This is a genomic window from Thiomicrospira sp. (assembly GCF_036568485.1).
In the GTDB taxonomy this organism is placed as follows: domain Bacteria; phylum Pseudomonadota; class Gammaproteobacteria; order Thiomicrospirales; family Thiomicrospiraceae; genus Thiomicrospira.
Genome location: NZ_DATCSL010000047.1, coordinates 54,760 through 78,780 on the forward strand (window position 1 = coordinate 54,760; position 24,021 = coordinate 78,780).

Sequence of the window (24,021 nt, forward strand, 5' to 3'; positions counted from 1 at the left end):
ATAAATTAACGTTAGATATAAAAAAAGGAACCGAAGTTCCTTTTTTGTGGCTTAAGCTGCCTGACGCAGCACCCAAAGCTTAAGATCGCGATCCCAAACGTAACCTAACTCTTTCAAGTGATCACGTTGAGCCGCAAAATCTGGAGCTTTTGGATCCAATTGAACTTCTGGCGCAAGCGCTTCATGTTCGACTGGAGCTTCTGCTGATTCAGCAACTTCATTTTGAATAACTGGCGCATCATTTTGCTCTTCAGTTGGTTGTTCTTCAGAATCTGAATCATCAGACTTAGAATAAACAACTTCACCGTTGACCTTCAATTGACGCATACCGATCAAGCGACCTTTAATGCTGGCTTTAGTGCCATCAGATGACTCATAAGTTTCAGCATAAATGTCTGATACAGTCAAAACACCAAGCACTTTTGAGTCCTTGTTGTTGATTGCATCTTGATGTTGTTTCAAGATTTCGCATACTTCTTTATTTCTGATTATTGTGTCTATATAGGTATATTCGACTTCATCAGCTGAACCTCTTAAAAACCCAATTGTTACTGAACAAAAAGAGCCTTTACGAGTAGGGACTTTACGGAAACGATTGATGTAACCGATGCCAGAAGTGTGCAAATCGAAGTATTGGTTTTGATTAGTAGTAGCAGTCATGATATATCTCCTAAGATATTAAAAATAAAAAAGGGGATATACCAAGCCCCAACGGGGAAGGTGATATCCCCATTGGGTAGAAAAGATTTGAATCGTGGCTCCCAGAACAAAGTCTGTTGAGGCGGTTGGAACCGAAGGCCTCTAAGGGTTCTGACCGAAGTCAGAAAAGGTTTTAGCAAAATGCTAAAAAGTTTTCACCTCCATTTATAATGAATATAAAACGTGTTGTCAAATATTTTTTAATAAAAATAAAAACCCCGCTAAAGCGGGGTGGTTTTTTCTACTAACCAATGTCAAACGTTTATATTAAGCGAGCTCTATACGTAATGTTTTACCCAAGGCATTAGCTGCACCACTAAGCGTTGTAAGAGTAAGGCTCGTATCTTGCTCATCGAGCAACCGATTCAATGCTGCGCGACTCGTGTGCATTTTTTTCGCCAAAGCTGTTTTAGTGAGCTTTTGAGCTTTCATTTCTTGAGCAATTTGCCAAGAAACGACTCGTTTTATAGCGACAGATGTCGCTTCCTCTAGGATACCTTCATCCTCTAAGAAATCATCAAAATCACTTCCAATATACTGACTCATATCATGTACCTCCCACTTGCTTCAATCGATTTTTTGCAAGAGTTAAATCTTCCTTAGGTGTCGATTGCGACTTTTTTATAAAACCATGTAGTAAAACCATGTCCGAATCACGAACTGTAAATAAGATTCGTGCGATTTTATTTTTCAGATGAACTCGGACTTCCCACAAATCTTTTTCTAGCTTCCTAACTAAAGGCATGCCAAGCGGCCAGCCAAATTGAACTGTCTTGATATCCTCACCAATTGTTTTCTTTTCATCAAAACTCAAAGAGCGCAACCAATCTCTAACAGGCTCATTACCATTCTCAGATGCATAAAACTTAACAGTTAATAAGGGTAAATTCATAAATAAAGTGTATCAATAATGGTACGAAAAGACAATGGAAATGAACTTAAAAACAAACATAAATGTTTTAGTGTCCACTTCAGGTAAATAGCCCCCTAAATTTTGTCTTCCCCTTTAGGTACAGAACCAAGAAATTGGATCATAACTTTAATCGTTTACCTATAGGGGAAGACAAAATGCAAAACCAAAAAACAATGCTACAGCTTATTCATTTTGAGTTGGACAAGGCCTTTAACCAACAACTGGAAATTGAGGAATTGATAAAACTCAGATCCAAACAGTCTTGCCGGTTACAAGAGGGGAGGCCTTGCCGAACCAGTCATAAAAATTTGGGGCAGATGCAAAGGGAAATCGAACAGTTGACGCAGCGAGTAAACGAACTGGATACACTGATGATCCAGTTACAAAATCTTGAACGCATGATTAATGAATATGACGCAGAAGTGATAACGGCAGCCCATAGGCGCTGGCTAATAAATAAGACGGCCAACCAGATCCGGCGTGACCACGCCCTGACCCAGCTCTAAATACCTGGCCGCTAACGCGGCACTCCTGCCCCAGAGGGGCGGGAATAAAACTGATCCACCCGCCACCCCAACCCCAAATATTTGCGACAATCACCAGGCCTGGTGATCAGCTTATGTCTTTTTCGCAACACGCTTTTTCTTTCTAGGCTTACTACCCATGACCTGGTCTATAAACTGGCTACAAACCAACATATTTGTCGCATAACCTTCCGGCAAAGCATTGCCGGAATCTGTAGCCAGCTTCTCGGCCAATGCTATTTGTTTATCCGTTGGCGGCTTTGAGGCCATAGAAGCATTCATAGCCGCCTGTTTGTTCTTTTCGATCCAAGCAGATAGTTTAACCGCACTGTTTTTTATGTCGTCCGGCAGGTCTATACCAACTTTCTCAGCTATACCTTCTGCGAACAGGATTTGTTTTTCAGTGGGCTTAAAGTTAAGTTTGTAGGCCTTAGCGTGCTTTTCCATAAAAGCGGAAACTTCACGCCCACTTTCCAAGTTTACGGAACTGATATCCAAACCGAGTGAATCAGCAATTTTATTAGCATAGTCAAGTTGTTTTTCACTTGGCTTATAATCGCGCGCTTCCGATGGTAAGAAAAAATCAGAGCCATCACCACTGTAACCGAAATGATTTCTCAAATCGTTTAATACTGTATTGAACACACGACCTACCACGGCTTGATAATTATCCTGACCGTTAGATATTGCATCCATTTGCTCTTCAATATCCGCGGTAAAGGAGTACTCCATAAATCCAAAACCATCAAGCGCTTTACGCAAAATCTGACCCGTTTCGGTAGGTACAAACTTTTTCTTCTCAATGGCTACATATCCACGCATTTTTATACTCTTGATAATCGCCGCCCAAGTAGATGGGCGTCCAATACCAAGTCGCTCAAGTTCTTTCAGCAGCGATACTTCGTCAAACAAGCCAGGCGCTTTAGTTTTTTGATCTTTAACCAAGCCTTCAAGCACATTAAGTATCTTTGACTCCTCCAGCTCTGGCAACAGAGAGTCGTCACCAGAACCGGCTAGAACCATAAAACCTTTGTCCAATACGATTAAGCCTTTAGCAATATATTCAAATTGCTCATCCAGTGATTGAAGTGTGACGGTGGTCTTTTTAAGTTTTGCTGGCTTTAGTTGGCTCATTAAGGCTTGTTGATGAATAAGCTTATATAAACTAGCAGCACCGTCGGAAACACCAGATGCTTGGTCATCTTCAATATGAGTTGGCCGAATAGCTTCATGCGCTTCCTGGGCATTTTTAGCTTTAGCAGAAAACGTGTTGGGCTTATCCGGCAAAGGCAAGCCTTGAGACTGAGCATAATCACGAATTTGTTCAATCGCTTCAGGCGCAAGCTCCACGCTATCTGTACGATGATAAGTGATAACGGAAGCCTCATAGAGCTCTTGAGCAAACTTCATGGCCGCTTCAGTATCAATACCTAAATTTTTAACCGCGGCTTGTTGCATTGTCGATGTCGTAAAAGGTGCCGGTGGTTTTTTGGTTGTATCTTTGGATTCAACCGATACTACTTTGACCTGATCAGTATTAGATGCTTGTACGGCTAAAGCACGATCAAAGTTGTAATTATCGCCGGGTTGATGATAAGGCTTTGTATTCCAGTCGGCCGAAAAACCATCAAACTTTAAAGTCGCGCCATAATAATCTTTTGAGACAAATGCTTGGTTTTGATTGAAACGATCGGTAATTAATCGAACAGCTATTGATTGAACTCGTCCAGCAGACAAACGCTTTTGTACTGCACGCGATAGAGAGGGGGATACCGTATAGCCAACCAAACGATCAAGTGCACGCCTGGCTTCTTGAGCACGCACAAGATTGGTGTTCAAACGCTCTGGTGCGGCAAGTGCTTTAGTAATCGCTTCTTTGGTTATGGCGTTGTATTTAACACGGTATATACGCTCAGGAGATATTTTAAGCATTACCGCTAAATGCCAAGCAATCGCTTCACCTTCGCGATCCAAATCCGTTGCTAAATAGATCCGTTCTGATTTTTCAGCTAAAGCTTTAAGCTTCTTATAAACGCCTTTGCCTTTATCGGTTAATTGATACTTTATTTTCCAGGTGTCGAACTCGATACCCATGTCGTTAGTGGGTAGATCACGAATGTGACCAACGGAAGCTTCAACTTTATAACTAGGCCCCAGAAAACCTTGGATCTTTTTAACCTTACCGGGGGATTCAACAATAAACATGTTCATGATTGCGCTCCTATATACAAAAAAGCGCCCATAAAGGACGCAAGGGCGGGGGATAATCCCTACTTAAGGAAAATGTTATTAATAGTTTTGATGATCAAATTGCCCAGGCATCTGACCTGGATCAGGTAGCTGTGCTTCCATGCTGGCGTATTGCTGTGCTGGTTGAGCCGGTGGCATACCTTGTTGATCACGCTGAGAAGGCTTCATTTGAATTGACTCAATACGGTTAAGCTTTAGTTTGATATCAGAAGGAGAGCAACTAATCGCTCGGCCAATATCGGTTTCACCATTGTCTTTCTGGTAAGGTGCGGCTTTAAATGCACCTGAAACTTCAATACGCATACCTTTCTTTAACACCTTAAGTTGCTCTAGAGCTTGTGGCTGATCTCTAGGAGCCCATACAGTGACTTGATAAGTTGCTTGAGAACCTTCACGTGCTTCCAGTCCGTTATCACCGTTTTTATATTCTTCAGTGATGAGGAAGATTTCGCACAAGTTATATTCACCTGTTTTGAAGGTTGGTGTTGAACCGATATTGCCGGTAACTGTCATCGTTTGATTTGCCATGGTTTTGTTTCCTTTTAATGAATGTGAACTTAGGATTCATACTCATTAAAACTTAAAATAACGAACAACAACGCCATTACAAAAATCAAAAACCATTATTTAAAATCGTTATTGATAATAATAATCAACTCCAACAACTGTACACCCCGTGTGCAGTTGTTGCGAATCATTCTCATAAATTATTAACTAAGCTTGGAAGCTTTCGCCACACCTCAAACTCTTCAATGTAACTTTCTAGACGTTTAGCTTCTGAAAACGTATATGACAGGGCATAGTTAAGATGAGTACGCTTAAAATCGAATTCGACAATTTTCTGCAACAAGGCGGGATCATCATCTAGGACGCTTTTTAATAAACCTAAAACCTCAGGTGTTAACAGGGCATAAGACCGAGCTTTATCACCGAAATTAAAAAGTTTGGAACCGGATAGACGCCACTTAAGAATCTTGGAGGTATTTGATGATGCACGATGCAGATAGACAGGTGAGGTTTTATTACGAACCATATCATTGTAAGAATCAAGCAGCTGTCTAGCTTCACTTGATAGACGTTCATATTTAGCTTCTAGCATTGAAAGCTGAAGCTTCGCTTCACGAATACCTGAGAAAGGGAGACCTAATTTATCACGCCATTGGTTTAAAGCTATATTGTCCATAAGACGACACCATAATTAACATGTTTAAATCATAACCAAACAAACTCACCACAACCCTAAATGCAAAAATCCCAAACCAACTTTTGAATTAACTCCCAATAAATGATAATAATAATCAACTCCAACAACTGTCCACACTGTGGACAGTTGTTGCGAACCATTCTCACGAACTTATTAAACCACCAGATTCCCATTTTACGAATCGTTCACCAACTGCGCGCCATCCATCCGCGCGGTTGGTGAACAGACCAATACAAGTCATCCATTTGGTAGGGGATCCTTCCCCTACCCTTAAGGGCTTTATAGGAGCTCCGACCACCACGGTGAAAATTTTCGTTCACCACGGTGGTCGATCGCGTTCACCAGATATATTTGAGGCATACCCAGAAACAAAAAAGCCCCAGAAAACTGAGGCAGGACGGACGTAGTAGAAAATTTGCGGCATGTTAAATATGGTGTCGGCCCGGAAATCTGAGCCATATTCTCACTAGTTGAGCCAGAAGTAGCTTTGCAACAACATAGCAGAACAGCAACAAAGCCACGCCGGAGAAGTAAATTGTCTCAACCATCATCCTTCACCACAAAAACGGTCTTTTGTGTACCTGGAACGATCATGCTGAGCTTACCTTTGTGTGGGCCACGTTGAGCCTCACGGAACTGAGCACCAGTAACGCGCATGACGCCAACGTCTACACTTTCAGCCATACATAGCCGAAAGTTCTGAGGCACCGGTTGCATTTTTTTCAACGCCGCTTTACCGAATTCAGTATCTGCAAAATAGTCAATGGTCATATCAGCTGCCATAAAAACTCCTTTAAGACTTTTTACTTCCGAAACCGAAAATCTTTACTGATTTTCTTGGCATATGCTCCGGGACAAATTGTCCGGCTTTAATGTCGTCTGGCAGCTCGCCAAGCTTTGATATTGCATCTTTATATCTTGCGTTGTTATCTTCCACATCCTCAATCGTCACTCCGGTTGGTTTGAATCCTCTAAGCCCAACCAATATGGCTTGCATAGAACCAACAATGTTTTTTCGGAACCGCTCGAACTCAGAAGGGTTAATAATTGCAATATGCCTCAAGGTGATAAGGTTTGCGATTAAATCGTCGACATCGATCAATCGATAAACAATTAAGTACATGTAAGGTGTTGCATAACTGACATCAACCTTGACTGGATCCGTTGCCTCAGATTTTGATAAATCTATGCGGTCTGCAACTTTGTCCTTCAAAGCATCAAGTTCTTTTTGTACTTTGCGAAAGTCTGCCTCAGACTGTTTAAGGTTTGATTCTAATTTCTGAATCCACCAATGCGCATAAAGATCGCCAGATAATGCCGCACCCCAGATATTTCTCAGCATCGTGCCGTAAATGGCCAGGCCTGGTATATCTTTAACCCCATTTTCAGGATCAGCTCGACGGCCCTTAAAAATCTTTAAGGCTTCTTTGGTATGGATCGTCAACGTTTTCGACGTAACGATTGTTCCAGGATCTTCTAGCTCAACGGCAGGTTTTTTTGGAGTTGGGTTGGTTTTGGCCGCTGCTTTACGAACAGGGCGAGTATGTTGAGGTTCTTTAGCCATGATTCTCTCCGTTTAGAGTTATTCATGGCTAATTCTGTCATTTCAAAAAGGGCGGGGTATGGATTAGAAAAATGCTAATTCTGTTCTTGAGTTTTTCGAGGTCGTTGCCAGCCAGAGGTTAAGCCATCGATGTGCTCATATAAATCTGGATTAATGTGATTCCACATTGGATCCAAGACAAAATCTATACCCTCTCTTCTGGCCAGTTTCGCAGACGGCACAAAATCACTATCACCTGCAACTAAAATGATTTGGTCCACTCGTTCTTTAAGTGCTAATGCTGCGATATCTGTCCCAATCATCATATCAACGCCTTTTTGTTTAACTTCCAATCGAACATCGGATTCTGTTAAATCAGCAATAGAAATTTTGTTATTGAGAAGATTTTTTGTGACATCGGGTTTTATGACCCACTCTTTTCCACCATCCAGCCTACCAAGCCTTAAGGCAACTTTTCGTTGTTTGCGTAGTGCTTGATGAAGATCATTTCTGAAAATTGCAGCTTCAGTTTTTTCGAGATTAAGGCCTTTCTTTGAAACGGGATTTTGAATACGCTTTGCAAGTGGAATGCAATCATAGAAAATGATGCGATAAATCGATTTATGGTTAATATCTTTACCATTGGTTTTATTTACATGTCTAACAGCCTGGAGGCTTGCAGCTACAATTTTTCTTGCCATTTCTTCTGGAGTTGGTAACGCACCATATAGTGAAGAGTAGCGTTTTATTAAAAAAGCTCCGTCGATCAGTATCGCAACCTTATTATCCATGTAGTTACCCCTTTAAACAAAAAAGCCCCAGATTTCAGCAACCAATTATAAATTAGGCTGGCTACTCTCTGGGGCGCTATGGATTGAATGATATGTAAAATCTTTTGCGCTGTCAAATAAAATTATAAACCAAAATAAAAGCTAATCTGACCCGCCCTGATTAAGGCCTTCGGCCAGATTTGATTTCTTTTTTGGGCTTTACGACCCCTAGCGGGGCCGGGCCTACCCTCCGTTCGCTTTGCTCACTGCGCCCCAGCGCGTTCAAAATAAACACTTCTAAGTTCGGTATAATCCTGTGCCTGCTAATACATAAGCGGCCTGGTGGCCGCTGCGCTGGCCTAAAAATGGGGCGGCTACCGCCGCTAATGCCACCTAAGGGTGGCCGAGCAGATGGCGTCGCGAAGCGACTGCCTAAGTCCCCGCCGGGCGCTGTTATCTGATGTACACCATAATTAACATTTGATCGTTTGCCAGTAAACAATCTCCGTATTGAAATAACGTCATGGCTGTTATGTTGGGTTTCGGTTAGAAGGTGTTTGTACTTGGCAACAGTCTGACGGCTAAGGCCGGATGTTTTAGCCACTTGTTGGATTGTGGCTGTCTTTCCAGACTGTTTAAGGTTGTTGTAGGCCGCTGAAATGCGTGCCTGGGTTGAGTTCTTGCGAAGGTCATGTGTTCGCTTGGCAGACATGCCTTGCTTTGTCTTTGTATCGAGTGATTCTGAAAGCTGCATCACCCCTCTATTCTTTGCGCCGGTGCCGGTATATCTATCCCAAGTCCAGCTAGCGATCGATTTGACCGTAGAGCGTACCTGAGCCACGGTTAAATCACTTTTAAACCCCATTTGCCGGAAGTTGTTGCAGCCGGTTGCGTAGTCCTCAATATCTTGTTTAAACGCGCGAAAGCAGCCATGGCTTTTTGCCTCAGCGGCAATAGAGTAGGCGTAATGCCTAACGCGCTCAAACAACATACAGTGACGAGAGTGAGAGACTGAATCGAGATCAGGTTCTTTACTTTGGAAAGGCTTAACTTCCAAGTCTAGGTAGCATGCTAAATCGCCAAGTTCAAACACCTTGTTATGGATTTCGGTTGTCTGCCACCATGGGTGTCCTGGTGTTTTGGCCACGGGGCCAGAGTAGGCGGTATCCGCGTTTAACTGTTTGGCCATAGCTGCGTAAATCGCTTTCATATAGCGTATAGGTGCAGGTCTGGCATCATCACTTGTTAAAACTGGCACAATTGCATAGTAAAGATGAGCGTGGCCATTCTTACGGTTACGCACAATAAGATTGGGGGTAGGTAAACTTTTGTCATCCCAGATATTGGCATTTTCATGGTCAAGATCAAAGATGAGCCAACTTGTTAGGTTTGCTTGATTGACCTGCATATATGGGTATTTGATTGCGTACTGACGAGGTCTGATTACAGCAGCCGTTTTATTGTCAGAACAGCGAGAAAAGTAGGGGGCTTCAGCAAGAAGACGACTCATGGACGAGCCAACTTTATAATGTTGCGCCAGCTGGGTCGCCAATGAGTCTTGCAGTTGCTTCATCAAGCCATTGCTCCTGTCTTATTATGCTGGTTTGAAGATGGTATCCAGGCTTCCCGCTGATAACGATGAACGGCACGCCAGATCACTTTTAATGAAATACGCTTGTATGACTTTGAAATGGTTTGATATAGGTTTAGATAGTCTTGAGCATCAAAGTCTTCATCGCTCCGTTCACCTAGAGCTGAAAGGTAATGATTTATGATAATTTCGGCTTCTTTATCGCTATCGGGTACGCGCTTGTCGTTTTTGGCCTCAACTTCGAGTGATATTCTCCTGATGGAGCATTCACGAGAGTTGAGACCAAAGAAGCCGTACAGAAAATCATTTGGCGCACCGGCCAGAATGCAGTCATCGATAAGTCTCTGCCCCTCGATGTCCTGCAAGCATATGTTGAGTACTGAGTCATTGACTTTAATGTCAAACATATTCGCTCGACGCGAGCTTAAATGCCCGATCTCGCGAGTTCTTAGTTCGATTAACTTAGATATATGTTCGGGCTTGAAGCCCATTTCTTCGAGGTGCTTACGATTGCCTTCATCTATCATGTCCATCACAAACAACATGATTTGACGCGATAAAATATCAGCTGAGTTATTACTGCTCATGCTTACGCTCCTGTCCATAATGGTTTAACCAATGCTTGGGAAAGACGCTTGATATCTCTATGCACTTTGATTAATTGGAAAGTAGCTTCAAGCGCTTCGTTTGAAGTAGATAGGAAATAGTCAGTTTGAACTGCCGCAGTTGATATGTACTGACCGTGCTCACGGAGTTTGTCCCATTCGCCGGTTAGCAAAAAACGCAGGTCGTTTTTCTCTTCCGGTATGTGTGTAGCGATGGCTTGCGAAAATTCACGATCGCTACAACCAGATACCTGAAATAAACCAAACCACGTCGACCAAATCTTTTGGAAGTCGGGGTCTGTATCAACAAATCCATTAGGAAAATGGATGTGTTGAGGGATGTCGGCCAATATCCAGCCAAAACCGTCATCCACCTTAATTACTAAGTCTTCGATATGGGCGTATTTGGCTACAGAGCACGCAAGATCAATCGCTTTGGCTCTTAGGTCATTAAGGCTGTATCGCTCTTCAGGGAGTTCAGATTCAACTTCTGTTTTAACATTGCTATCTGAATCATCATCAACATGCTCTTCATCCAAATCAGAAGCAAATGGAACGTCTGATGTTTCGTCATCCTCATCTGAGCTTTCACTGAAATCATGGTCAATATTGATTTTTTCCGGAGTAGGTTGGTTTGTTTCCTCAATCGGTAAAACTTCAGATTCGGATTCGGATGTTGGTTTGGCAGCACCATCGACCTGGCTTTGGTTGAATGCTTCCAACTCAGCTTTAGTTGGTGGTTTTTTAGCATTCATTGCTCGATGAATATAGAACTCAACTAAAGATATTTTCTCGTTGGTCTGTTCAGCGGCATTTTCGATAAATATTTTGACCAGATCATCAAAATACCATTCAGCTGCATCAGCTTGACGTAACGATGTTTCAAAAGCGGTGTCCATTAGAGCCGGATCTTTGGCCATTTCTGTCCAGGCCTCCTTACACCGATTTTCAAACTTACGGATTTTCTCGACTGCTGGTTTACCCATGCCTGCATCAAGCGCTTCTGGCATAAAAGGGTAAAGTCGATCGATGGCATAAATTAATGTATTAAGTGCCGTTTTACCAATTGAATAGCCTTGTTCGGCAAGTGCTGCCGATAACTCTCGTGTAGAAAGATTTAAGCCTCTTTCCTCTTCAAGGAATGTCTGCGCTTCACGAACGCCTTGCGCACGGTCAATCAGGATTAGATTGCCGCGCAAGTCGTTTTCAGTGAGATGTGAAATGAGGGTGTCGGCTTCCGATACCCAGGGCTCGAATACCAGGTGAACCTTTAGGAACTTTTCATCACCGGTTTCGGAATAAAGTTCCTGTAGGATTTGCAAGCGCGTATTACCACCGGCTTTGGTTGTGTACTTATCCACGCCTGGTCGACGTGTGATGGTAAACGGTTGTTCCAACCCTTTGAGGCGTATGGATTCCTTAATTTCCGCATAACTTTCATTTGTATGTTTGCGGGGGTTTTTCTCGTAAGCCACTATATCTAGTACGCTGACAACCATTGGCATGCGCGATATAGGGTCTTGTCTTTTTATTTCTCCGCCTTCTTTGCGGATTTGATCATCGGTTAACGATGTACGAGTGATTCTCTTGGCCATGACGATTACACCTCCTCAATTAGCCCGATTTCTTTTGAAAGTCGGGTCATAATTTCAAGGGCAGAACCAGATTTACGGCGGGTAGATGATTCCAAGCGATGTGCCGGCGTGCGACTAGATGCAGCGTCTTTCCACACAACTGCACGCGAAATAGTGACGTCTACCAGATTGACCGGTACATGACACAAATGGCTAAAGTCTACGGCACGGACTTGATCGGCATAAGCCGAGCTGTCACTTGTGTTTTCGACCATATTTAGCACACCATGCATTGTGCCAATCTCCATACCCATCCATGTGGCGGATTCGTGGAGACGGTTTAGCATTGAAATTGTATTGTGAATAAACTCTGAGGCTGATAATTTGTCAGGAACGACAGGGGATAGGATGATATCAGAAGCGATAATGGACGCTTCTTGAAGCGGCCCAACTGCACCTTGTGTATCGATGATGATGAAATCGTAGTGATTGAATCTATCTTGAAGAAGACGGCGCAAACGAAAACGACCATCGGGGGTTTCTTGAGCCCACTTTCTCAATTCATCACGTTGATCGTCACTAATGATGATATCCAAATTCGGTTCTATAGCCGAAACAACATCTTCTGGCGTAACCGTTGGATCAGTGAAAAGGTATCTTAAACCGTGTTCGGCTTTATTTGTGATGAGGTGCCACTGAGACAGCGAAGGCTGTACATCGGCATCAATAAGTAGGGTTTTGTAACCTTGATCGGCAAGAAATGCACCAAGGTTGGCTGATAAGGTGGTTTTACCAACGCCGCCTTTTGTTGAGACAATCGAAATAACTTTAGACATTTTTCTTCTCCTAAGTAGTGATTACTTTTGGAGGAAAAACGTCCGGGTTTTGATTACTCTGGAAATCGTATTTAATTTTGTGGTGGAATTTGATTTAAGCCTGTCGGGCTCATAACCCGAAGGTCGTAGGTTCAAATCCTGCCCCCGCTACCAATAATAAAAGCCTGATTTTTCAATGAGTTACAGCTCTTGAGAATCGGGCTTTTTTATTGTCCAAATTTCACCACTGTGGGGGAAATTGTGGGGTTTTATATGGGTTTTTGTACGTATTGCCGTTTTGGGTTGTAGTTGTGCGAGTTGTAAAGCGCGGGGGGTTGTCTGGTGAGCGAGTTTAAGGGCACCAGGCCTGGTGCCCTTAATGTCAGTTTCTAAAAAGAGGAGAGCCTGTTTCTTCACGTTTTTTATTGGCCATTTCAATTTCTTTGGTCTGTATGAAATAAACAATCTTACGGCGATCATCTTCCGTGATATCTTCAAACTCAAGAGCAACTTGGTTTACGTTGCCTTTAAGCGATATTTTCACAATGTTGCAGCGAATTAATATCGGTGCTTCTTCGGCTAATGGTTTCAATAACAAATCAACCTTATCGTCTTTGCTGATTTTCTCTGGTACATCAAATGCAATACCACCGGCACTGATATTTACCATTCTTTGAGGAATGCTGTGGGTGAGCTGTTCTTGATCCATGGTTTGCAAAAAGAAGTTAACTTTACTATTTATGGCGGTTAAAACGGCCGACAAAATGGTACTTTTCGTTCCAATTTGACTGATCAATTCATTGATCTGCTCATCCAACTCCCCAAGGTTTTCCATAAAATATTTTTCTATATAACTGGCATCAGGGTTGGCTGGTAGTGGGTTTTGCTCGGCTTCTTTGCTGGGAATGATCCGGTAGCTACATGGCAGCATGGCGTCAATTCGAAAAAAGGAGCGTTGTTCTTTTGACATTTTGAATCCCTTGTAAGGCTTTATATTGTTATTTTAGTACAAATATACTCTGTTATAAAACTTTGAGCAATTAGTGTGCCTAAGCTTTACCGAGTGTTGCTTTGCTATTGCTGGAATGTTTCTTGATGCCACTGGAATTGTACAGGCTGACGGGCGTAGTAGAGTGGTCTGTAAATAAGTTGGTGAGTTGTGCATTGATATTGTCTAAAGCCTGAATGGTGATGCCATTGCGCATGTTTAAATCACGACAGGTTTCGGCAATCTCAATAATATTTGCTAGATTTTGTTGTGTTGTTTGCGGTTGGTTTTGGATCTCAATATGTTTTGCTAGTTCATTTAGGTTTGATGGCATTTTAAATTGCGTTTCAAACGCTTCGACAAGTTGGTCTATTTTGTCTGATAAAGTTTGCTTTTTGGGCAGAAGGTCGACTAGCTGGTTGAGATCGTGTTGTTTTAGAAGTTGAGCTTCGTGCTCTAGAGTGGACTGGAACGAGGTTAAGTTTTCAAACAGTTCATTTAAATGGAGGGTAAGATCATTTGGATGAACTGTTTGAGACATGATAATGCTTTACCTTAAGAAAGTTTAAGCCTTGGCAAAAAGCATTTCCGTTTTAATGAGCTTGTCGGCTATTTTTGCCGCATCAACTTTATAGGTGCCGTCAGAGATGGCTTGTTTTAGTTCAGCAATACGTGCTTCGTTGCTTATATTGGCCGACGTAGCACGTTTTTCTAGCTCACGTAGTTGAGCTGACATTGATGTTAATGTCACGCGATCAGTTTGTGGCTTATCCGTACCTTCTGACGCAGAACCTTGTGTGGCCGCGGCTTTCTCTTGTGTTTTATAGGTTTCATTAGCTCTAGAGTTAGCTAAGTTGTTTTGTATGTTCTTGATATCCATGATTTTACCCTCATGATTTTAAACGCTATTGTAGCAGTATTACTATCGTTCCTGAAATAGATAACGGCAAGAAATTAAGAAACTTTAATGTATTTTTCAATTAATTTTATGACGTTATGGAACTTCTACTGTCTTGGGAGCAATTACTATACCGGTTACGGTAATATCGGAATTTATATTTCTCACCCTGACTTGGTCTTGTTGCATACCATCTTCTAATGCAATGCCGGTTGTTTTAATCTCAACACCACCAATGCGGGTTACGAGCGTAACTTCTTCTTTTTCAATCACCCAGTAGGGGATGTCGAGCATTTGTAGGGTTAATACTCGGTTGGCTGGAATGCCACGCTTAGCTCTCATACCAATAACATTATCAAGTGATTTCATCGCGCCATGACGTAGTTCACTTAATGGTGTTAATCTCAGTGCTACATCTTCACTATTTATAACGGCCTGACGAAGGATTCCTTGAGTCGATATGACCGCGGGTATCTTGCCGTCGATATTAACCGATACAAAAACGCGCCAAGAAGGTTGATTGCAGCTCACACTCACGGTTATCCGACCATGAATTTGGTTGGGGTCTCGTTGGCTGAGTTCGGGTTGTGTTGTGCATTGTGGAAGCGTAAGGGTTGAGGGTAAGGTCCTTATGTCAATCTGAGCTTCTTGGATTTTTTGGTCTATGTTTTGCTTTACGTGTTCGTGGACCAGTTTGTGAATGGCGTCTAACGATTGGTTTTGCGACATAGCCAGTCCGCCCCATAATAATGAGAGGCTGCTGACTAATCCAATAAAGAGGGTTTTGGATATTGTATGACGCATAAAATTAATAGGTAACATAGTTTGGTGTTGGATTAAGTTCTACACTTTGGAATGGATTCTAAGGTATATTGTTCCGATAGTTCGGATTGGAATGGAACATTGTAATATAAGGTGGCTTTGAGATGTCGAATTTTCTAAAGAGTGTTGATCAACGTACCTCGCTGGCAGGTATGAATCGCATGGAATTGTTATTGTTTAATATCCAGGGTAAGCAACTCTTTGGTATCAATGTTTTTAAAGTTAGAGAAGTTATTCGCACACCTGATATTTCTCCTGTACCCAAGTCTGACCCCCGTGTGGTTGGGGTGTCGGATATTCGTGGTCAAACCATGCCCATGATCGACTTAGCCCAAGCCCTTGATTTGCCGCCCATCCCTCGTGATAAATTGGCCGATACTTTAACCATCGTGACCGAGTTTAATAGTTCGGTGCAAGGGTTTTTAGTAGAGGATGTGGATCGTATTGTGCATTTGCGTTGGGAAGATATTTTGCCGCCACCTGAATCGTTGCATCACGTAAATTACTTGACGGGTATTACTCGCGCAAAAGGTGTCATAGTTGAGATAGTGGATGTAGAAAAGGTTTTGGCGGAAGTATCGGGTATGCCAGGTGTAATGTCAGATGAGTTTGTCGAACATAATATTGGTAAAACACAAGGTCATGGCTATTTTGTACTGGGGGCGGATGACTCAACCGTTGCCAGGACTCAGCTAAAGAATGTGTTGGACAAGCTGGGCATCAAGCATGTCATTGTTAATAATGGCCGCAAAGCGCTCGACTTATTGAAAAAATGGGCCGATGAAGCGGATGAAGGGATCGCTAACCCTGTAAGCGAAAGAGTTTTAATGGTTATTTCAGATATTGAAATGCCGGAAATGGATGGTTACACCTTAACCACTAGTATTCGTAAAGATGATCGTTTGAAAGATTTGTATGTGATTCTAAACTCGTCCTTAAGTGGTGGGTTTAACGATAAGTTGACCGAAAAAGTTGGCGCGAACAAATTTTTGTCAAAGTGGCATTCTGAAGAGTTAGCTAGAGAAATTGTTAAACGTATTGATGAAGTGGAATCGGTAAATGCGACGGAGTAATATCGCGGGTGTTAGTTTTTTGCCTAGCATGTTTAATGGCTTATTCGCACTGTTAGTGTGGCTGATGTTCGCCACTTCGGCTCAAGCTAATAACTGTGTAGCGGTAACCGGCGTGGCTTCCATGGATGGAGTGGACCGTGCTTATGCTCGCCAGATGGCGATTCGCAATGGTTTAGAGCTAGCGAGTATGCAGAATAATTTACATATTTCGGCTCGTTCAGATACGGATAACTTTCAGCTGCAAAATCAAGCCAGTCGTTTTACCACGCGGAGCAAAATTCAGCGTTTCGGTATTATGGATGAATACGCAGATGAAGAGTTAAAGCAATATGAAGTGGAGTTGAACGTCTGTTTAACCGAAGATCCGAGTGCTTGCGGACATGCCTTTGGTGCACACTATCAAAATCGCGTGGTGATTGCGCCAGCGGTGATTGAGAATAGTCGCGAAGCGAATGATATTTCTAATCTCATTACGGGTTACCAAAATGAGTTATTTCGTCGTTTAAAAGAGTCGGGTTATAACAACTTAGATTTAATTGATTATGCTCAGTCGACACAGCCGGGAAATTTGGTGACCCCCAATCTTGATCCAGATGTTTTGCGTCCGATTCAGGATCAAACAGGCGGTCAGTTCTTATTAATGTCAGTTGTGCGTTCGGTTGCTTCACAAAGTGAGAACAAAGGTTTTATGGATGGGTTGCGTAATTTTTATGGTTACGACTCCAAAAAGAACCGACGTTATGTTGAAATTGATTGGTATTTAGTGGATTTGAATAAACACCGTATTGTCAAGCAGCAACGTGAAGGTTTTGAGGTGCGAGGCGACGTGCGAGTTGGACGTGATCGACCATTTGGTACCGCGGCGTTTTTTAAAACAGATACCGGTCAAGCATTCAATGCGCTTTTAAATCAACAGACTGAACGGCTTTATCAGCATTTAAATTGTGAGCTACTGGAAACCGAGATTATTGATGTGCGCAATGGTGAATATGTACTCTTCTTATCCGAAGAATCGGGTGTACAGGTTGGCGACCAGTTATCGGTTTATCAGCGAACTGGCAATCCAGTTCGATTCCAAGGGCGCAACTTGGGTATGGATGAGACCCCTTCTGGTTTTTTGAAAATCACACGTATTTTGCCCAAGTTTGCCGTAGGTGAATTGGTTGCGCAAAATGGTCGTGTGCAAATTGGCGATGTTGTTCGGTCTTGGTAGTCATTACCAGCTTATATATTGCTAGTTAGCGTTTAAAACCCAGCCACCAGGCCTGGTGGCTGGGTTTTAACGACTTCAAATCGTTTTTCTTTAATTATAAATTCCTTTCTTTTTATCTTTTATGGTCAGGTTGGCATTCAGATTGCTTTTATCTTTTTACAGGTAAAACAAGGAAGGCTTCCATGTCTAATTCAATTTTTGGTATTCACGAACAAGCGCTTCATGTGCGTAAGGATCGATCAGAAGTATTGGCGAATAACTTGGCCAACGCGGATACGCCGAATTTTAAGGCGCGTGATATTGATTTTCGTAAAGCGATTCATGAAGCGCAAGGCATGGAAGACCGCCGTTTTAAGCCGGATATGCAACGTACCAATTCACGTCACTTGGAAGGATTTGCCGAGATGACGACTTCGGATCATTTGCGTTATCGCATGCCGACTCAGCCTTCATTAGATGGCAACACGGTGGAAACGCATATTGAGAAGGCAAAATTTGCCGAAAACGCGATGCAGTATCAGGCCACTTTAGAGTTTATTGATAGTCGTATTAAAGGAATCAGCGGCGCGCTGAAAGGTCAATAATTATGTCATTGTTTAATATTCTTGATATTTCGGGCACCGGCATGCATACCCAGACGGTGCGTTTAAACACGGTGGCTTCGAATATGGCCAACGTTGACAGTATTAGTTCGAATGCGGATGAAACCTATCGCTCTAAGCAGCCGGTGTTCCAAACTATTTTGGATCAACGCACGGGTGAGCCAAAAGGCGGCGTCAGAATTAAAGAGATTGTTGAAAGTCAGGCGCCGTTGAAAATGGAATATGCCCCAAATCATCCAATGGCAAATGAGGAAGGTTACATTTACCGCCCAAATGTGAACGTGGTGGAAGAAATGGCCAACATGATGTCGGCTTCTAAAACCTACGAAACGAATGTTGAAGTTTTAAATACCTCAAAGCAATTATTGCTACGCACCATTCAGTTGGGCAAATAGGAGATAAGTCATGAGCACGATTCCAAGTAGTACAGACTTTGTCGATGCAATGCAAAATAAATCAACCTCAGCTAGCCAATTTGCTCCGCAAGAACAGATGGGCCAGCAGGATTTCTTAATGCTGTTGAGTACTCAAATGATGAATCAGGATCCAACTAAGCCAATGGACCCGAGCAGCTTTGTAACCGATCTAACGCAGATGAGTCAGCTTGAAGCGACTCAGCAGTTGAACAAATCGGTGACTTCGATGACCGCTGGTTTCCAAAACATGCAGGTGATGCAAGCCGCAGGCCTGGTGGGGCGTGCGGTGGTGGCTGAAGGTGACGCGTTTAATCACAGTGATGAATACGAAAGCCACTTCCGTCTAGATTCAGACGAACCCTTGTCAGATGTCAAAATTGTGATTAGCAATGAAGACGGCGTGGTGCGTGAAATGGAAGCCATGGGTACATTGAATACAGGTGAAACTTCGGTGAAATGGGATGGCCTCAATGATGATGGTGGCCCAGCAGCAAGTGGAACTTATGACATCACAGCTTACGGCTATGATGAAGAAGGCAATATTAAAGGAATTAAAACGGTCGTTTCGACCAGCGTCTATAGTGTCGCAATTAATGCTGATGGTTCGTTAAAGCTAACCTTATCAACGGGTGAAAAAGTTGATATGGATGCGGTGCGAGAAATTGGTTAAGACTTGAGAAGGAGAACATCATGTCTGCATATGATCTAAATGCTTTAAGTGGAATTAACGCGTCCTCGCAAGGCTTGGGCGTTATCTCAAACAACTTGGCCAACTCGCAAACCATTGGTTTTAAAAGCGGTCGTGCCGAATTTGCCGATATGTTTTCTGGTGCGCAAAAGTCACCGGGTAACGGGGTACGTGTCGAAGCCATTACACAAAGTTTTGAGCAGGGCACGATTACCGCAACTGGTCGTGAAATGGACTTGGCACTGGACGGTGAAGGTTTCTTTATCCTCAACGACCAAACGGGTAAATACGGTAACGTTTATACGCGAAACGGTTCGTTTAAGCTGGATAAAGAAGGCTTTATGACCGACCAAGCAGGTAACAAGGTTCAGGGCTATACCTTAAATGAAGCGTTATCAAAAGAATTAAACCCAGTGTTTAACACAACTTTGTCGTCAATTAACTTGATGGAGTTGAACAAAACACCCCGTGCAACCGATGAGATGACCTATGACATCAACTTGGATGGCCAAGAAAAATACAATGTTGACCCGTTTGATGTAAACCCAACCGCGACAGTTGGTTCAACCGATAACTTGTTGAAATTAACTAAGCCAGAAGAACCTGGTGTCGGACCATTTGGTGGGTTCCCAGACTTTTCAACCCAAAAAACCATTCACGATACCCTGGGTGGTGAACATCGCCTAACTTCAAACTTCTATAAGCGTGATGTAGTTGAAGCGGTCGTGGGCTTATCCTCTTTCCAAGAGTCCTATAATGATTACTCTAACGCATTGGTTAACCTTGAAAACCAAATTGCAGATCTTGCGGCCAAAATTGACGATAACCCAGGATCTTATAACTATACAGGGCCAGCGCTAACCGGCTTAACACCGACGGCATTTAGAAATGAAATTGATAATGCCGCCAACTGGAACTTGGTTGCTGACCCAAATGCACAATCAACGGTTCAAGGTTTGATTGATCCTTATGAAATCTCATTGGAAGATGCGTTTGCCGCATTCCAAACTAAAATTACCGATGACTTTAACAACGAAGGTTTAGGTAATGGTACGGTTCTTTCGGCGCTGGCAACGGATGCTTATACCTTAATTGAAGATAAAGCGGTGACTTATGCTGAGTATCAATTTGAGTTAGATGGCGACAACGGCGTCACCTACGTTGGTCGTAAAACTGCCGATCTGAATGACTTGGGTGAAAAATACACCAGTTGGATTGTGCAATATACGGTAGAAGACTTTGATGAAGACACGGGTGAGTGGGTCACCAGTGGTCACCGTTATGATCAAACAAATGGCGTTGAGACTAATGAGGCGGGCGTGATCTTTGAATTACGTTTCGACACCAACGGTAATCTATTGCAAACTCGTCAGCCAGCTGATCGTACAGATCCAACTGGGGTTAGCCTTGGTGCGGATATGGAGCCAACTTCACGTGAATTGGACCCTGTAGATTGGGTTGAGGTGTCTGGTCGTAAAGGTAAATTGGACTGGGTAATTGATAGTCCTAAAACCGGTGCCACCGATCCACTTGGTGCGGAAGATCCAACCACTTTGCAATTAGCGATTGATGTTGATTTCTCAGACATGACCATGTATTCGGGTGATTATACGTTACGTGGTGTGACGCAAAATGGTTACCGTATTGGTGACTTGGTGGGTTTAACCACTGGTCGTGATGGTGTGATTGAAGCGCGTTATTCAAACGGGCGTTCTATCCCGGTTGCTCAGTTAGCCGTGGCGAACTTTAATGACTTAAATGCTCTCGAAAAATTAGGTGGCCAAACCTATGCCGAATCCTTTGGTTCAGGTGCAGCGATGATTGGTATGGCACAATCCGGTGGTATGGGTACGATTAACGCGGGTTCACTTGAGTATTCAAACGTGGATACCGCGGGTGAGTTGGTGAAGATGATCCAAACTCAGCGTACCTACCAAGCGAGTGCACAGGTACTGTCTACTTCGCAGCAGTTAACGCAGACGATTTTACAGTTGTAATAACCTAGATATTCGATTTCTGGTCTTGCCGGCATTATGCCGGCTTTTTTGTTGGCGCGGCAAAAGTTGCCAAACCTACTTTTCTCTTTTGGTACCAGACCTGGTGTTTAAGTTTTACTCGGTTTTAAATTGTTGCGTGACCTTTTGGTTTAAATCAGCGAAAATACACATTTTTTAAATGCTAGAGACCATTCGCTTTGAAGCGCCAAGATTTTTACTTTGATTTACCTGAGCACTTAATCGCTCAACAACCCGCCCCGCAACGACGAGACAGTCGTTTATTGGTTCTCAACGCTACTCAGCTCGAAGATAAACATTTTAGCGACATCCTGGATTATATTCAGCCACACGACTTGCTGGTGTTTAACAACACCCGTGTGATTCCGGCGCGCCTATTTGGTGAAAAAGCCACCGGTGGCAAGGTTGAAGTGTTGGTGGAGCGCATCCTGGATCAAAACCGAGCTTTGTGCCATATTCGTTCCAGTAAATCCCCTAAGGTGGGTGCTAAGTTAACCATTGAACAAGCTTTTGAAGTTGAAGTTTTAGGGCGTCAAGGTGCGTTATTTGAAGTGGCGTTTGATACTGAAAAAACGCCGTTAGAATGGTTAGAAAATTATGGTCATATGCCGTTGCCGCCTTATATTGAACGCGCCGATAAGCAAGAAGATAAAGAGCGTTATCAAACCGTTTATAGCACCAGGCCTGGTGCCGTGGCCGCGCCCACCGCTGGGTTGCACTTTGATCAAGCTATGTTGGATGCGATTCAAGCAAAAGGCGCAGAGCTAGGGTTTGTGACCTTGCATGTTGGAGCGGGCACATTTAAACCGGTACAGGTTGATAACATTGCCGAACATGTTATGCACTCTGAATGGCTTGAAGTGACACCAGGCCTGGTGGAACAAGTCAACCAAGCGCGTGCTAAAGGCGGGCGAGTGTTTGCGATTGGCACCACCAGTGTGCGTTGTTTAGAGTCCGCTTCTAAGTCGGGAGAACTTGTGCCCTACACGGGAGAAACCGATATTTTTATTACGCCGGGTTATGAGTTTAAGCAGGTCGATGTGTTGTTAACCAACTTCCACCTTCCCGAATCCACCTTAATTATGTTGGTAAGTGCTTTAGCTGGTTATGATGAAACGATGACGGCTTATCGTCATGCAGTGGAGCAACAATACCGTTTTTTCAGTTATGGCGATGCCATGCTGGTGTTTAAAAAAACGAATTGAAGCAATAAGGGTACGACCTTATCGAAGTCAATTTTTGGGGCGCTCTATCAAGGCTTATTTGCGTAGCTTAAATGTTTAAGCTGCAAACCACCAGGCCTGGTGGTTAAGCCAAACAATAGGATTCTTACTTCGTGGTCTTCGTGAACTCCGTGGTTAAATAAATTGGAAAATACATGCAATTTGAATTAGATAAAAAAGATGGACGAGCACGTCGTGGACGTTTGAAGTTTGCACGTGGCACCGTCGAAACTCCAGCCTTTATGCCCGTGGGAACTTACGGTTCGGTTAAAGGCATGACACCGGAAGAACTGACAGAAACCGGTGCGCAAATTATTCTAGGCAATACCTTTCATTTAGCGATTCGCCCCGGCACCGACATTATTAAATTGCATGGTGATTTGCATGATTTTATGCATTGGCAAGGCCCGATTCTGACCGACTCCGGCGGCTTCCAGGTATTTAGCCTGGGTAAAATGCGCAAGATCACCGAAGAAGGCGTGCTTTTTAGTAACCCAGTAAATGGTTCTAAAATTTTCATGGGCCCGGAAGAGTCCATGCAAATCCAGCGCGATTTGGGTGCGGATATTGTGATGATTTTTGACGAATGCACGCCTTATCCCGCGACCCATATGGAAGCGGATGTTTCCATGCGTTTATCCTTACGTTGGGCAGAACGTTCTAAAAAAGCCCATGGTGATAACCCGGCGGCTTTGTTTGGTATTGTGCAGGGTGGCATGTATGAAGACTTGCGCCAGGAGTCGGCGCAGAAGTTACAAGAGATTGGATTTGATGGTTATGCCATCGGCGGCTTATCGGTAGGCGAGCCTAAAGAAGATATGTTGCGTGTATTAGAAGTAACCGAGCCACATTTACCAGAAGATCGCCCACGTTACCTGATGGGAGTCGGTAAACCTGAAGATATTGTCGAAGCCGTGCGTCGTGGCATTGATATGTTCGATTGCGTGATCCCGACACGTAATGCCCGCAATGGCTTTTTGTTTACGCACACCGGTGTGGTCAAAATTCGCAACGCGGTGCATAAAACCAGCTTGGCACCCATTGATGCCCAGTGCGATTGCTATACCTGCAAAAATTACACACGTTCTTATTTACATCACCTAGATAAGTGCGGCGAAATTCAAGGCGCGCGTTTAAATACGATTCATAATTTGCATTATTATCAAAGCTTAATGCGAGATTTGCGCAATGCCATTGCCAATCAAGCTTTGGAGGTCTTTGTGGCTGAATTTTATGCCGCACGCGATTTGGACGTGCCGCCGCTGTAGGGTTTAATACAATCAAAACCACCAGGCCTGGTGAAAAAAGCTGATTTTTAGATCGGCTTATGCCAAAATACCGCGACACATTTTTTTAAATACACGGAGTAGCAATATGAGCTTTTTTATTAGCGATGCAATGGCAGAAGGAACGGCAGCCGCCGGTGGTTCAGGTTGGGAAGGGTTAATTCCTCTAATTTTGCTATTTGTTATTTTCTACTTTTTGTTGATCCGCCCTCAGCAGAAAAAAGTAAAAGAACACCGCAAGTTAGTAAGCGAGCTAACCAAAGGTGATGAAATCATTACTTACGGTGGTATCGGCGGTAAAATTCGCGA

General features: G+C 43.2%; 27 protein-coding genes. 10 read left to right on the top strand and 17 right to left on the bottom strand.

What is annotated here, in order from left to right; genetic code table 11:
* Positions 1–51: 51 nt before the first annotated feature.
* The 3 genes from VIM91_RS04745 to VIM91_RS04755 form a co-directional block, all read right to left on the bottom strand.
* Positions 52–660 (bottom strand): DUF3577 domain-containing protein, encoded by a 609-nt coding sequence (locus VIM91_RS04745; protein WP_331863670.1) that lies wholly within the window; start codon positions 658–660, stop codon positions 52–54.
* Positions 661–966: 306 nt separating this feature from the next.
* Entirely contained in the window at positions 967–1,245 is a 279-nt protein-coding gene (locus VIM91_RS04750) for a helix-turn-helix transcriptional regulator (protein ID WP_331863671.1), read from the bottom strand.
* Between the two features lies 1 nt (position 1,246).
* Complete coding sequence (locus VIM91_RS04755) at positions 1,247–1,591, bottom strand: type II toxin-antitoxin system RelE/ParE family toxin (RefSeq protein WP_331863672.1); 345 nt, start codon at positions 1,589–1,591, stop codon at positions 1,247–1,249.
* Positions 1,592–1,767: 176 nt separating this feature from the next.
* Between VIM91_RS04755 and VIM91_RS04760 the strand changes: the two genes are divergently transcribed.
* Entirely contained in the window at positions 1,768–2,118 is a 351-nt protein-coding gene (locus VIM91_RS04760) for a hypothetical protein (RefSeq protein ID WP_331863673.1), read from the top strand.
* Positions 2,119–2,229: 111 nt separating this feature from the next.
* Here VIM91_RS04760 and topA read toward each other — a convergent pair whose 3' ends face one another.
* The 14 genes from topA to flgA all read right to left on the bottom strand — a co-directional run bounded on the left by topA (position 2,230) and on the right by flgA (position 15,103).
* The gene (topA, locus tag VIM91_RS04765; RefSeq protein WP_331863674.1) at positions 2,230–4,347 is read right to left on the bottom strand and encodes a type I DNA topoisomerase; all 2,118 of its coding nucleotides are present in this window, start codon (positions 4,345–4,347) and stop codon (positions 2,230–2,232) included.
* 78 nt (positions 4,348–4,425) lie between these two features.
* Complete coding sequence (locus VIM91_RS04770) at positions 4,426–4,914, bottom strand: hypothetical protein (RefSeq protein WP_331863675.1); 489 nt, start codon at positions 4,912–4,914, stop codon at positions 4,426–4,428.
* Between the two features lie 172 nt (positions 4,915–5,086).
* On the bottom strand, positions 5,087–5,569 hold the full coding sequence (locus tag VIM91_RS04775) for a hypothetical protein (RefSeq protein WP_331863676.1): 483 nt from the start codon (positions 5,567–5,569) through the stop codon (positions 5,087–5,089).
* A gap of 561 nt (positions 5,570–6,130) precedes the next feature.
* Positions 6,131–6,373 carry a hypothetical protein gene (locus tag VIM91_RS04780; protein WP_331863677.1) on the bottom strand — a complete coding sequence of 81 codons (243 nt, stop codon included), beginning with the start codon at positions 6,371–6,373 and terminating at the stop codon, positions 6,131–6,133.
* 10 nt (positions 6,374–6,383) lie between these two features.
* Positions 6,384–7,154: a PFL_4669 family integrating conjugative element protein gene (locus VIM91_RS04785; protein ID WP_331863678.1), complete on the bottom strand. Its 771-nt coding sequence runs from the start codon at positions 7,152–7,154 to the stop codon at positions 6,384–6,386.
* A gap of 74 nt (positions 7,155–7,228) precedes the next feature.
* Entirely contained in the window at positions 7,229–7,924 is a 696-nt protein-coding gene (locus tag VIM91_RS04790) for an NYN domain-containing protein (protein ID WP_331863679.1), read from the bottom strand.
* 160 nt (positions 7,925–8,084) lie between these two features.
* Positions 8,085–9,476 carry a replication initiation protein gene (locus VIM91_RS04795; RefSeq protein WP_331863680.1) on the bottom strand — a complete coding sequence of 464 codons (1,392 nt, stop codon included), beginning with the start codon at positions 9,474–9,476 and terminating at the stop codon, positions 8,085–8,087.
* Positions 9,476–10,081, bottom strand: coding sequence for an STY4526/YPO1902 family pathogenicity island replication protein (locus VIM91_RS04800; RefSeq protein WP_331863681.1), 606 nt, complete (start codon positions 10,079–10,081; stop codon positions 9,476–9,478). The genes VIM91_RS04795 and VIM91_RS04800 overlap by 1 nt, the downstream gene beginning before the upstream one ends.
* Before the next feature lie 2 nt (positions 10,082–10,083).
* A complete protein-coding gene (locus VIM91_RS04805) occupies positions 10,084–11,694 on the bottom strand; it encodes a ParB family protein (RefSeq protein WP_331863682.1) in 1,611 nt (536 codons plus the stop codon).
* Positions 11,695–11,699: 5 nt separating this feature from the next.
* Positions 11,700–12,509, bottom strand: a complete 810-nt coding sequence (locus tag VIM91_RS04810) for a ParA family protein (RefSeq protein ID WP_331863683.1) — start codon at positions 12,507–12,509, stop codon at positions 11,700–11,702.
* 361 nt (positions 12,510–12,870) lie between these two features.
* Positions 12,871–13,458, bottom strand: a complete 588-nt coding sequence (locus VIM91_RS04815; protein ID WP_331863684.1) for a PilZ domain-containing protein — start codon at positions 13,456–13,458, stop codon at positions 12,871–12,873.
* 79 nt (positions 13,459–13,537) lie between these two features.
* Positions 13,538–14,017 (bottom strand): flagellar export chaperone FlgN, encoded by a 480-nt coding sequence (gene flgN / locus VIM91_RS04820; RefSeq protein WP_331863685.1) that lies wholly within the window; start codon positions 14,015–14,017, stop codon positions 13,538–13,540.
* A 24-nt stretch (positions 14,018–14,041) separates the two neighbouring features.
* Positions 14,042–14,356 (bottom strand): flagellar biosynthesis anti-sigma factor FlgM, encoded by a 315-nt coding sequence (flgM, locus tag VIM91_RS04825; RefSeq protein ID WP_331863686.1) that lies wholly within the window; start codon positions 14,354–14,356, stop codon positions 14,042–14,044.
* Between the two features lie 114 nt (positions 14,357–14,470).
* On the bottom strand, positions 14,471–15,103 hold the full coding sequence (flgA, locus tag VIM91_RS04830) for a flagellar basal body P-ring formation chaperone FlgA (RefSeq protein ID WP_331863687.1): 633 nt from the start codon (positions 15,101–15,103) through the stop codon (positions 14,471–14,473).
* Positions 15,104–15,300: 197 nt separating this feature from the next.
* On the opposite strand from flgA, the gene VIM91_RS04835 reads away from it, so the two are divergent.
* The 9 genes from VIM91_RS04835 to yajC form a co-directional block, all read left to right on the top strand.
* Positions 15,301–16,269, top strand: coding sequence for a chemotaxis protein (locus VIM91_RS04835; protein WP_331863688.1), 969 nt, complete (start codon positions 15,301–15,303; stop codon positions 16,267–16,269).
* The gene (locus VIM91_RS04840; RefSeq protein WP_331863689.1) at positions 16,256–17,482 is read left to right on the top strand and encodes a hypothetical protein; all 1,227 of its coding nucleotides are present in this window, start codon (positions 16,256–16,258) and stop codon (positions 17,480–17,482) included. Before VIM91_RS04835 ends, VIM91_RS04840 begins: the two co-directional genes overlap by 14 nt.
* A 182-nt stretch (positions 17,483–17,664) precedes the next feature.
* Positions 17,665–18,066 carry a flagellar basal body rod protein FlgB gene (gene flgB / locus VIM91_RS04845; RefSeq protein ID WP_029933976.1) on the top strand — a complete coding sequence of 134 codons (402 nt, stop codon included), beginning with the start codon at positions 17,665–17,667 and terminating at the stop codon, positions 18,064–18,066.
* Positions 18,067–18,068: 2 nt separating this feature from the next.
* Complete coding sequence (gene flgC / locus VIM91_RS04850) at positions 18,069–18,479, top strand: flagellar basal body rod protein FlgC (RefSeq protein ID WP_331863690.1); 411 nt, start codon at positions 18,069–18,071, stop codon at positions 18,477–18,479.
* A gap of 10 nt (positions 18,480–18,489) precedes the next feature.
* Complete coding sequence (locus VIM91_RS04855) at positions 18,490–19,170, top strand: flagellar hook assembly protein FlgD (protein WP_331863691.1); 681 nt, start codon at positions 18,490–18,492, stop codon at positions 19,168–19,170.
* Positions 19,171–19,190: 20 nt separating this feature from the next.
* Positions 19,191–21,185, top strand: a complete 1,995-nt coding sequence (locus VIM91_RS04860; protein WP_331863692.1) for a flagellar hook-basal body complex protein — start codon at positions 19,191–19,193, stop codon at positions 21,183–21,185.
* A 197-nt stretch (positions 21,186–21,382) separates the two neighbouring features.
* The gene (gene queA, locus VIM91_RS04865) at positions 21,383–22,408 is read left to right on the top strand and encodes a tRNA preQ1(34) S-adenosylmethionine ribosyltransferase-isomerase QueA (RefSeq protein WP_331863693.1); all 1,026 of its coding nucleotides are present in this window, start codon (positions 21,383–21,385) and stop codon (positions 22,406–22,408) included.
* A 173-nt stretch (positions 22,409–22,581) separates the two neighbouring features.
* Complete coding sequence (gene tgt, locus VIM91_RS04870; RefSeq protein WP_331863694.1) at positions 22,582–23,694, top strand: tRNA guanosine(34) transglycosylase Tgt; 1,113 nt, start codon at positions 22,582–22,584, stop codon at positions 23,692–23,694.
* 106 nt (positions 23,695–23,800) lie between these two features.
* The coding region (gene yajC, locus VIM91_RS04875; protein ID WP_331863695.1) for a preprotein translocase subunit YajC at positions 23,801–24,021 on the top strand (221 nt) is incomplete at its 3' end.

Coding starts and splice junctions, on each gene's coding strand:
- flgC (WP_331863690.1), top strand. CDS start 18,069: ATGTCATTGTTTAATATTCTTGATATTTCGGGCACCGGCATGCATACC.
- VIM91_RS04795 (WP_331863680.1), bottom strand. CDS start 9,476: ATGAAGCAACTGCAAGACTCATTGGCGACCCAGCTGGCGCAACATTAT.
- flgM (WP_331863686.1), bottom strand. CDS start 14,356: ATGGATATCAAGAACATACAAAACAACTTAGCTAACTCTAGAGCTAAT.
- VIM91_RS04815 (WP_331863684.1), bottom strand. CDS start 13,458: ATGTCAAAAGAACAACGCTCCTTTTTTCGAATTGACGCCATGCTGCCA.
- VIM91_RS04775 (WP_331863676.1), bottom strand. CDS start 5,569: ATGGACAATATAGCTTTAAACCAATGGCGTGATAAATTAGGTCTCCCT.
- tgt (WP_331863694.1), top strand. CDS start 22,582: ATGCAATTTGAATTAGATAAAAAAGATGGACGAGCACGTCGTGGACGT.
- VIM91_RS04855 (WP_331863691.1), top strand. CDS start 18,490: ATGAGCACGATTCCAAGTAGTACAGACTTTGTCGATGCAATGCAAAAT.
- VIM91_RS04770 (WP_331863675.1), bottom strand. CDS start 4,914: ATGGCAAATCAAACGATGACAGTTACCGGCAATATCGGTTCAACACCA.
- flgA (WP_331863687.1), bottom strand. CDS start 15,103: ATGTCGCAAAACCAATCGTTAGACGCCATTCACAAACTGGTCCACGAA.
- VIM91_RS04790 (WP_331863679.1), bottom strand. CDS start 7,924: ATGGATAATAAGGTTGCGATACTGATCGACGGAGCTTTTTTAATAAAA.
- flgB (WP_029933976.1), top strand. CDS start 17,665: ATGTCTAATTCAATTTTTGGTATTCACGAACAAGCGCTTCATGTGCGT.
- flgN (WP_331863685.1), bottom strand. CDS start 14,017: ATGTCTCAAACAGTTCATCCAAATGATCTTACCCTCCATTTAAATGAA.
- VIM91_RS04750 (WP_331863671.1), bottom strand. CDS start 1,245: ATGAGTCAGTATATTGGAAGTGATTTTGATGATTTCTTAGAGGATGAA.
- VIM91_RS04810 (WP_331863683.1), bottom strand. CDS start 12,509: ATGTCTAAAGTTATTTCGATTGTCTCAACAAAAGGCGGCGTTGGTAAA.
- VIM91_RS04860 (WP_331863692.1), top strand. CDS start 19,191: ATGTCTGCATATGATCTAAATGCTTTAAGTGGAATTAACGCGTCCTCG.
- VIM91_RS04760 (WP_331863673.1), top strand. CDS start 1,768: ATGCAAAACCAAAAAACAATGCTACAGCTTATTCATTTTGAGTTGGAC.
- VIM91_RS04745 (WP_331863670.1), bottom strand. CDS start 660: ATGACTGCTACTACTAATCAAAACCAATACTTCGATTTGCACACTTCT.
- VIM91_RS04835 (WP_331863688.1), top strand. CDS start 15,301: ATGTCGAATTTTCTAAAGAGTGTTGATCAACGTACCTCGCTGGCAGGT.
- VIM91_RS04780 (WP_331863677.1), bottom strand. CDS start 6,373: ATGGCAGCTGATATGACCATTGACTATTTTGCAGATACTGAATTCGGT.
- VIM91_RS04840 (WP_331863689.1), top strand. CDS start 16,256: ATGCGACGGAGTAATATCGCGGGTGTTAGTTTTTTGCCTAGCATGTTT.
- VIM91_RS04755 (WP_331863672.1), bottom strand. CDS start 1,591: ATGAATTTACCCTTATTAACTGTTAAGTTTTATGCATCTGAGAATGGT.
- VIM91_RS04785 (WP_331863678.1), bottom strand. CDS start 7,154: ATGGCTAAAGAACCTCAACATACTCGCCCTGTTCGTAAAGCAGCGGCC.
- VIM91_RS04800 (WP_331863681.1), bottom strand. CDS start 10,081: ATGAGCAGTAATAACTCAGCTGATATTTTATCGCGTCAAATCATGTTG.
- topA (WP_331863674.1), bottom strand. CDS start 4,347: ATGAACATGTTTATTGTTGAATCCCCCGGTAAGGTTAAAAAGATCCAA.
- VIM91_RS04805 (WP_331863682.1), bottom strand. CDS start 11,694: ATGGCCAAGAGAATCACTCGTACATCGTTAACCGATGATCAAATCCGC.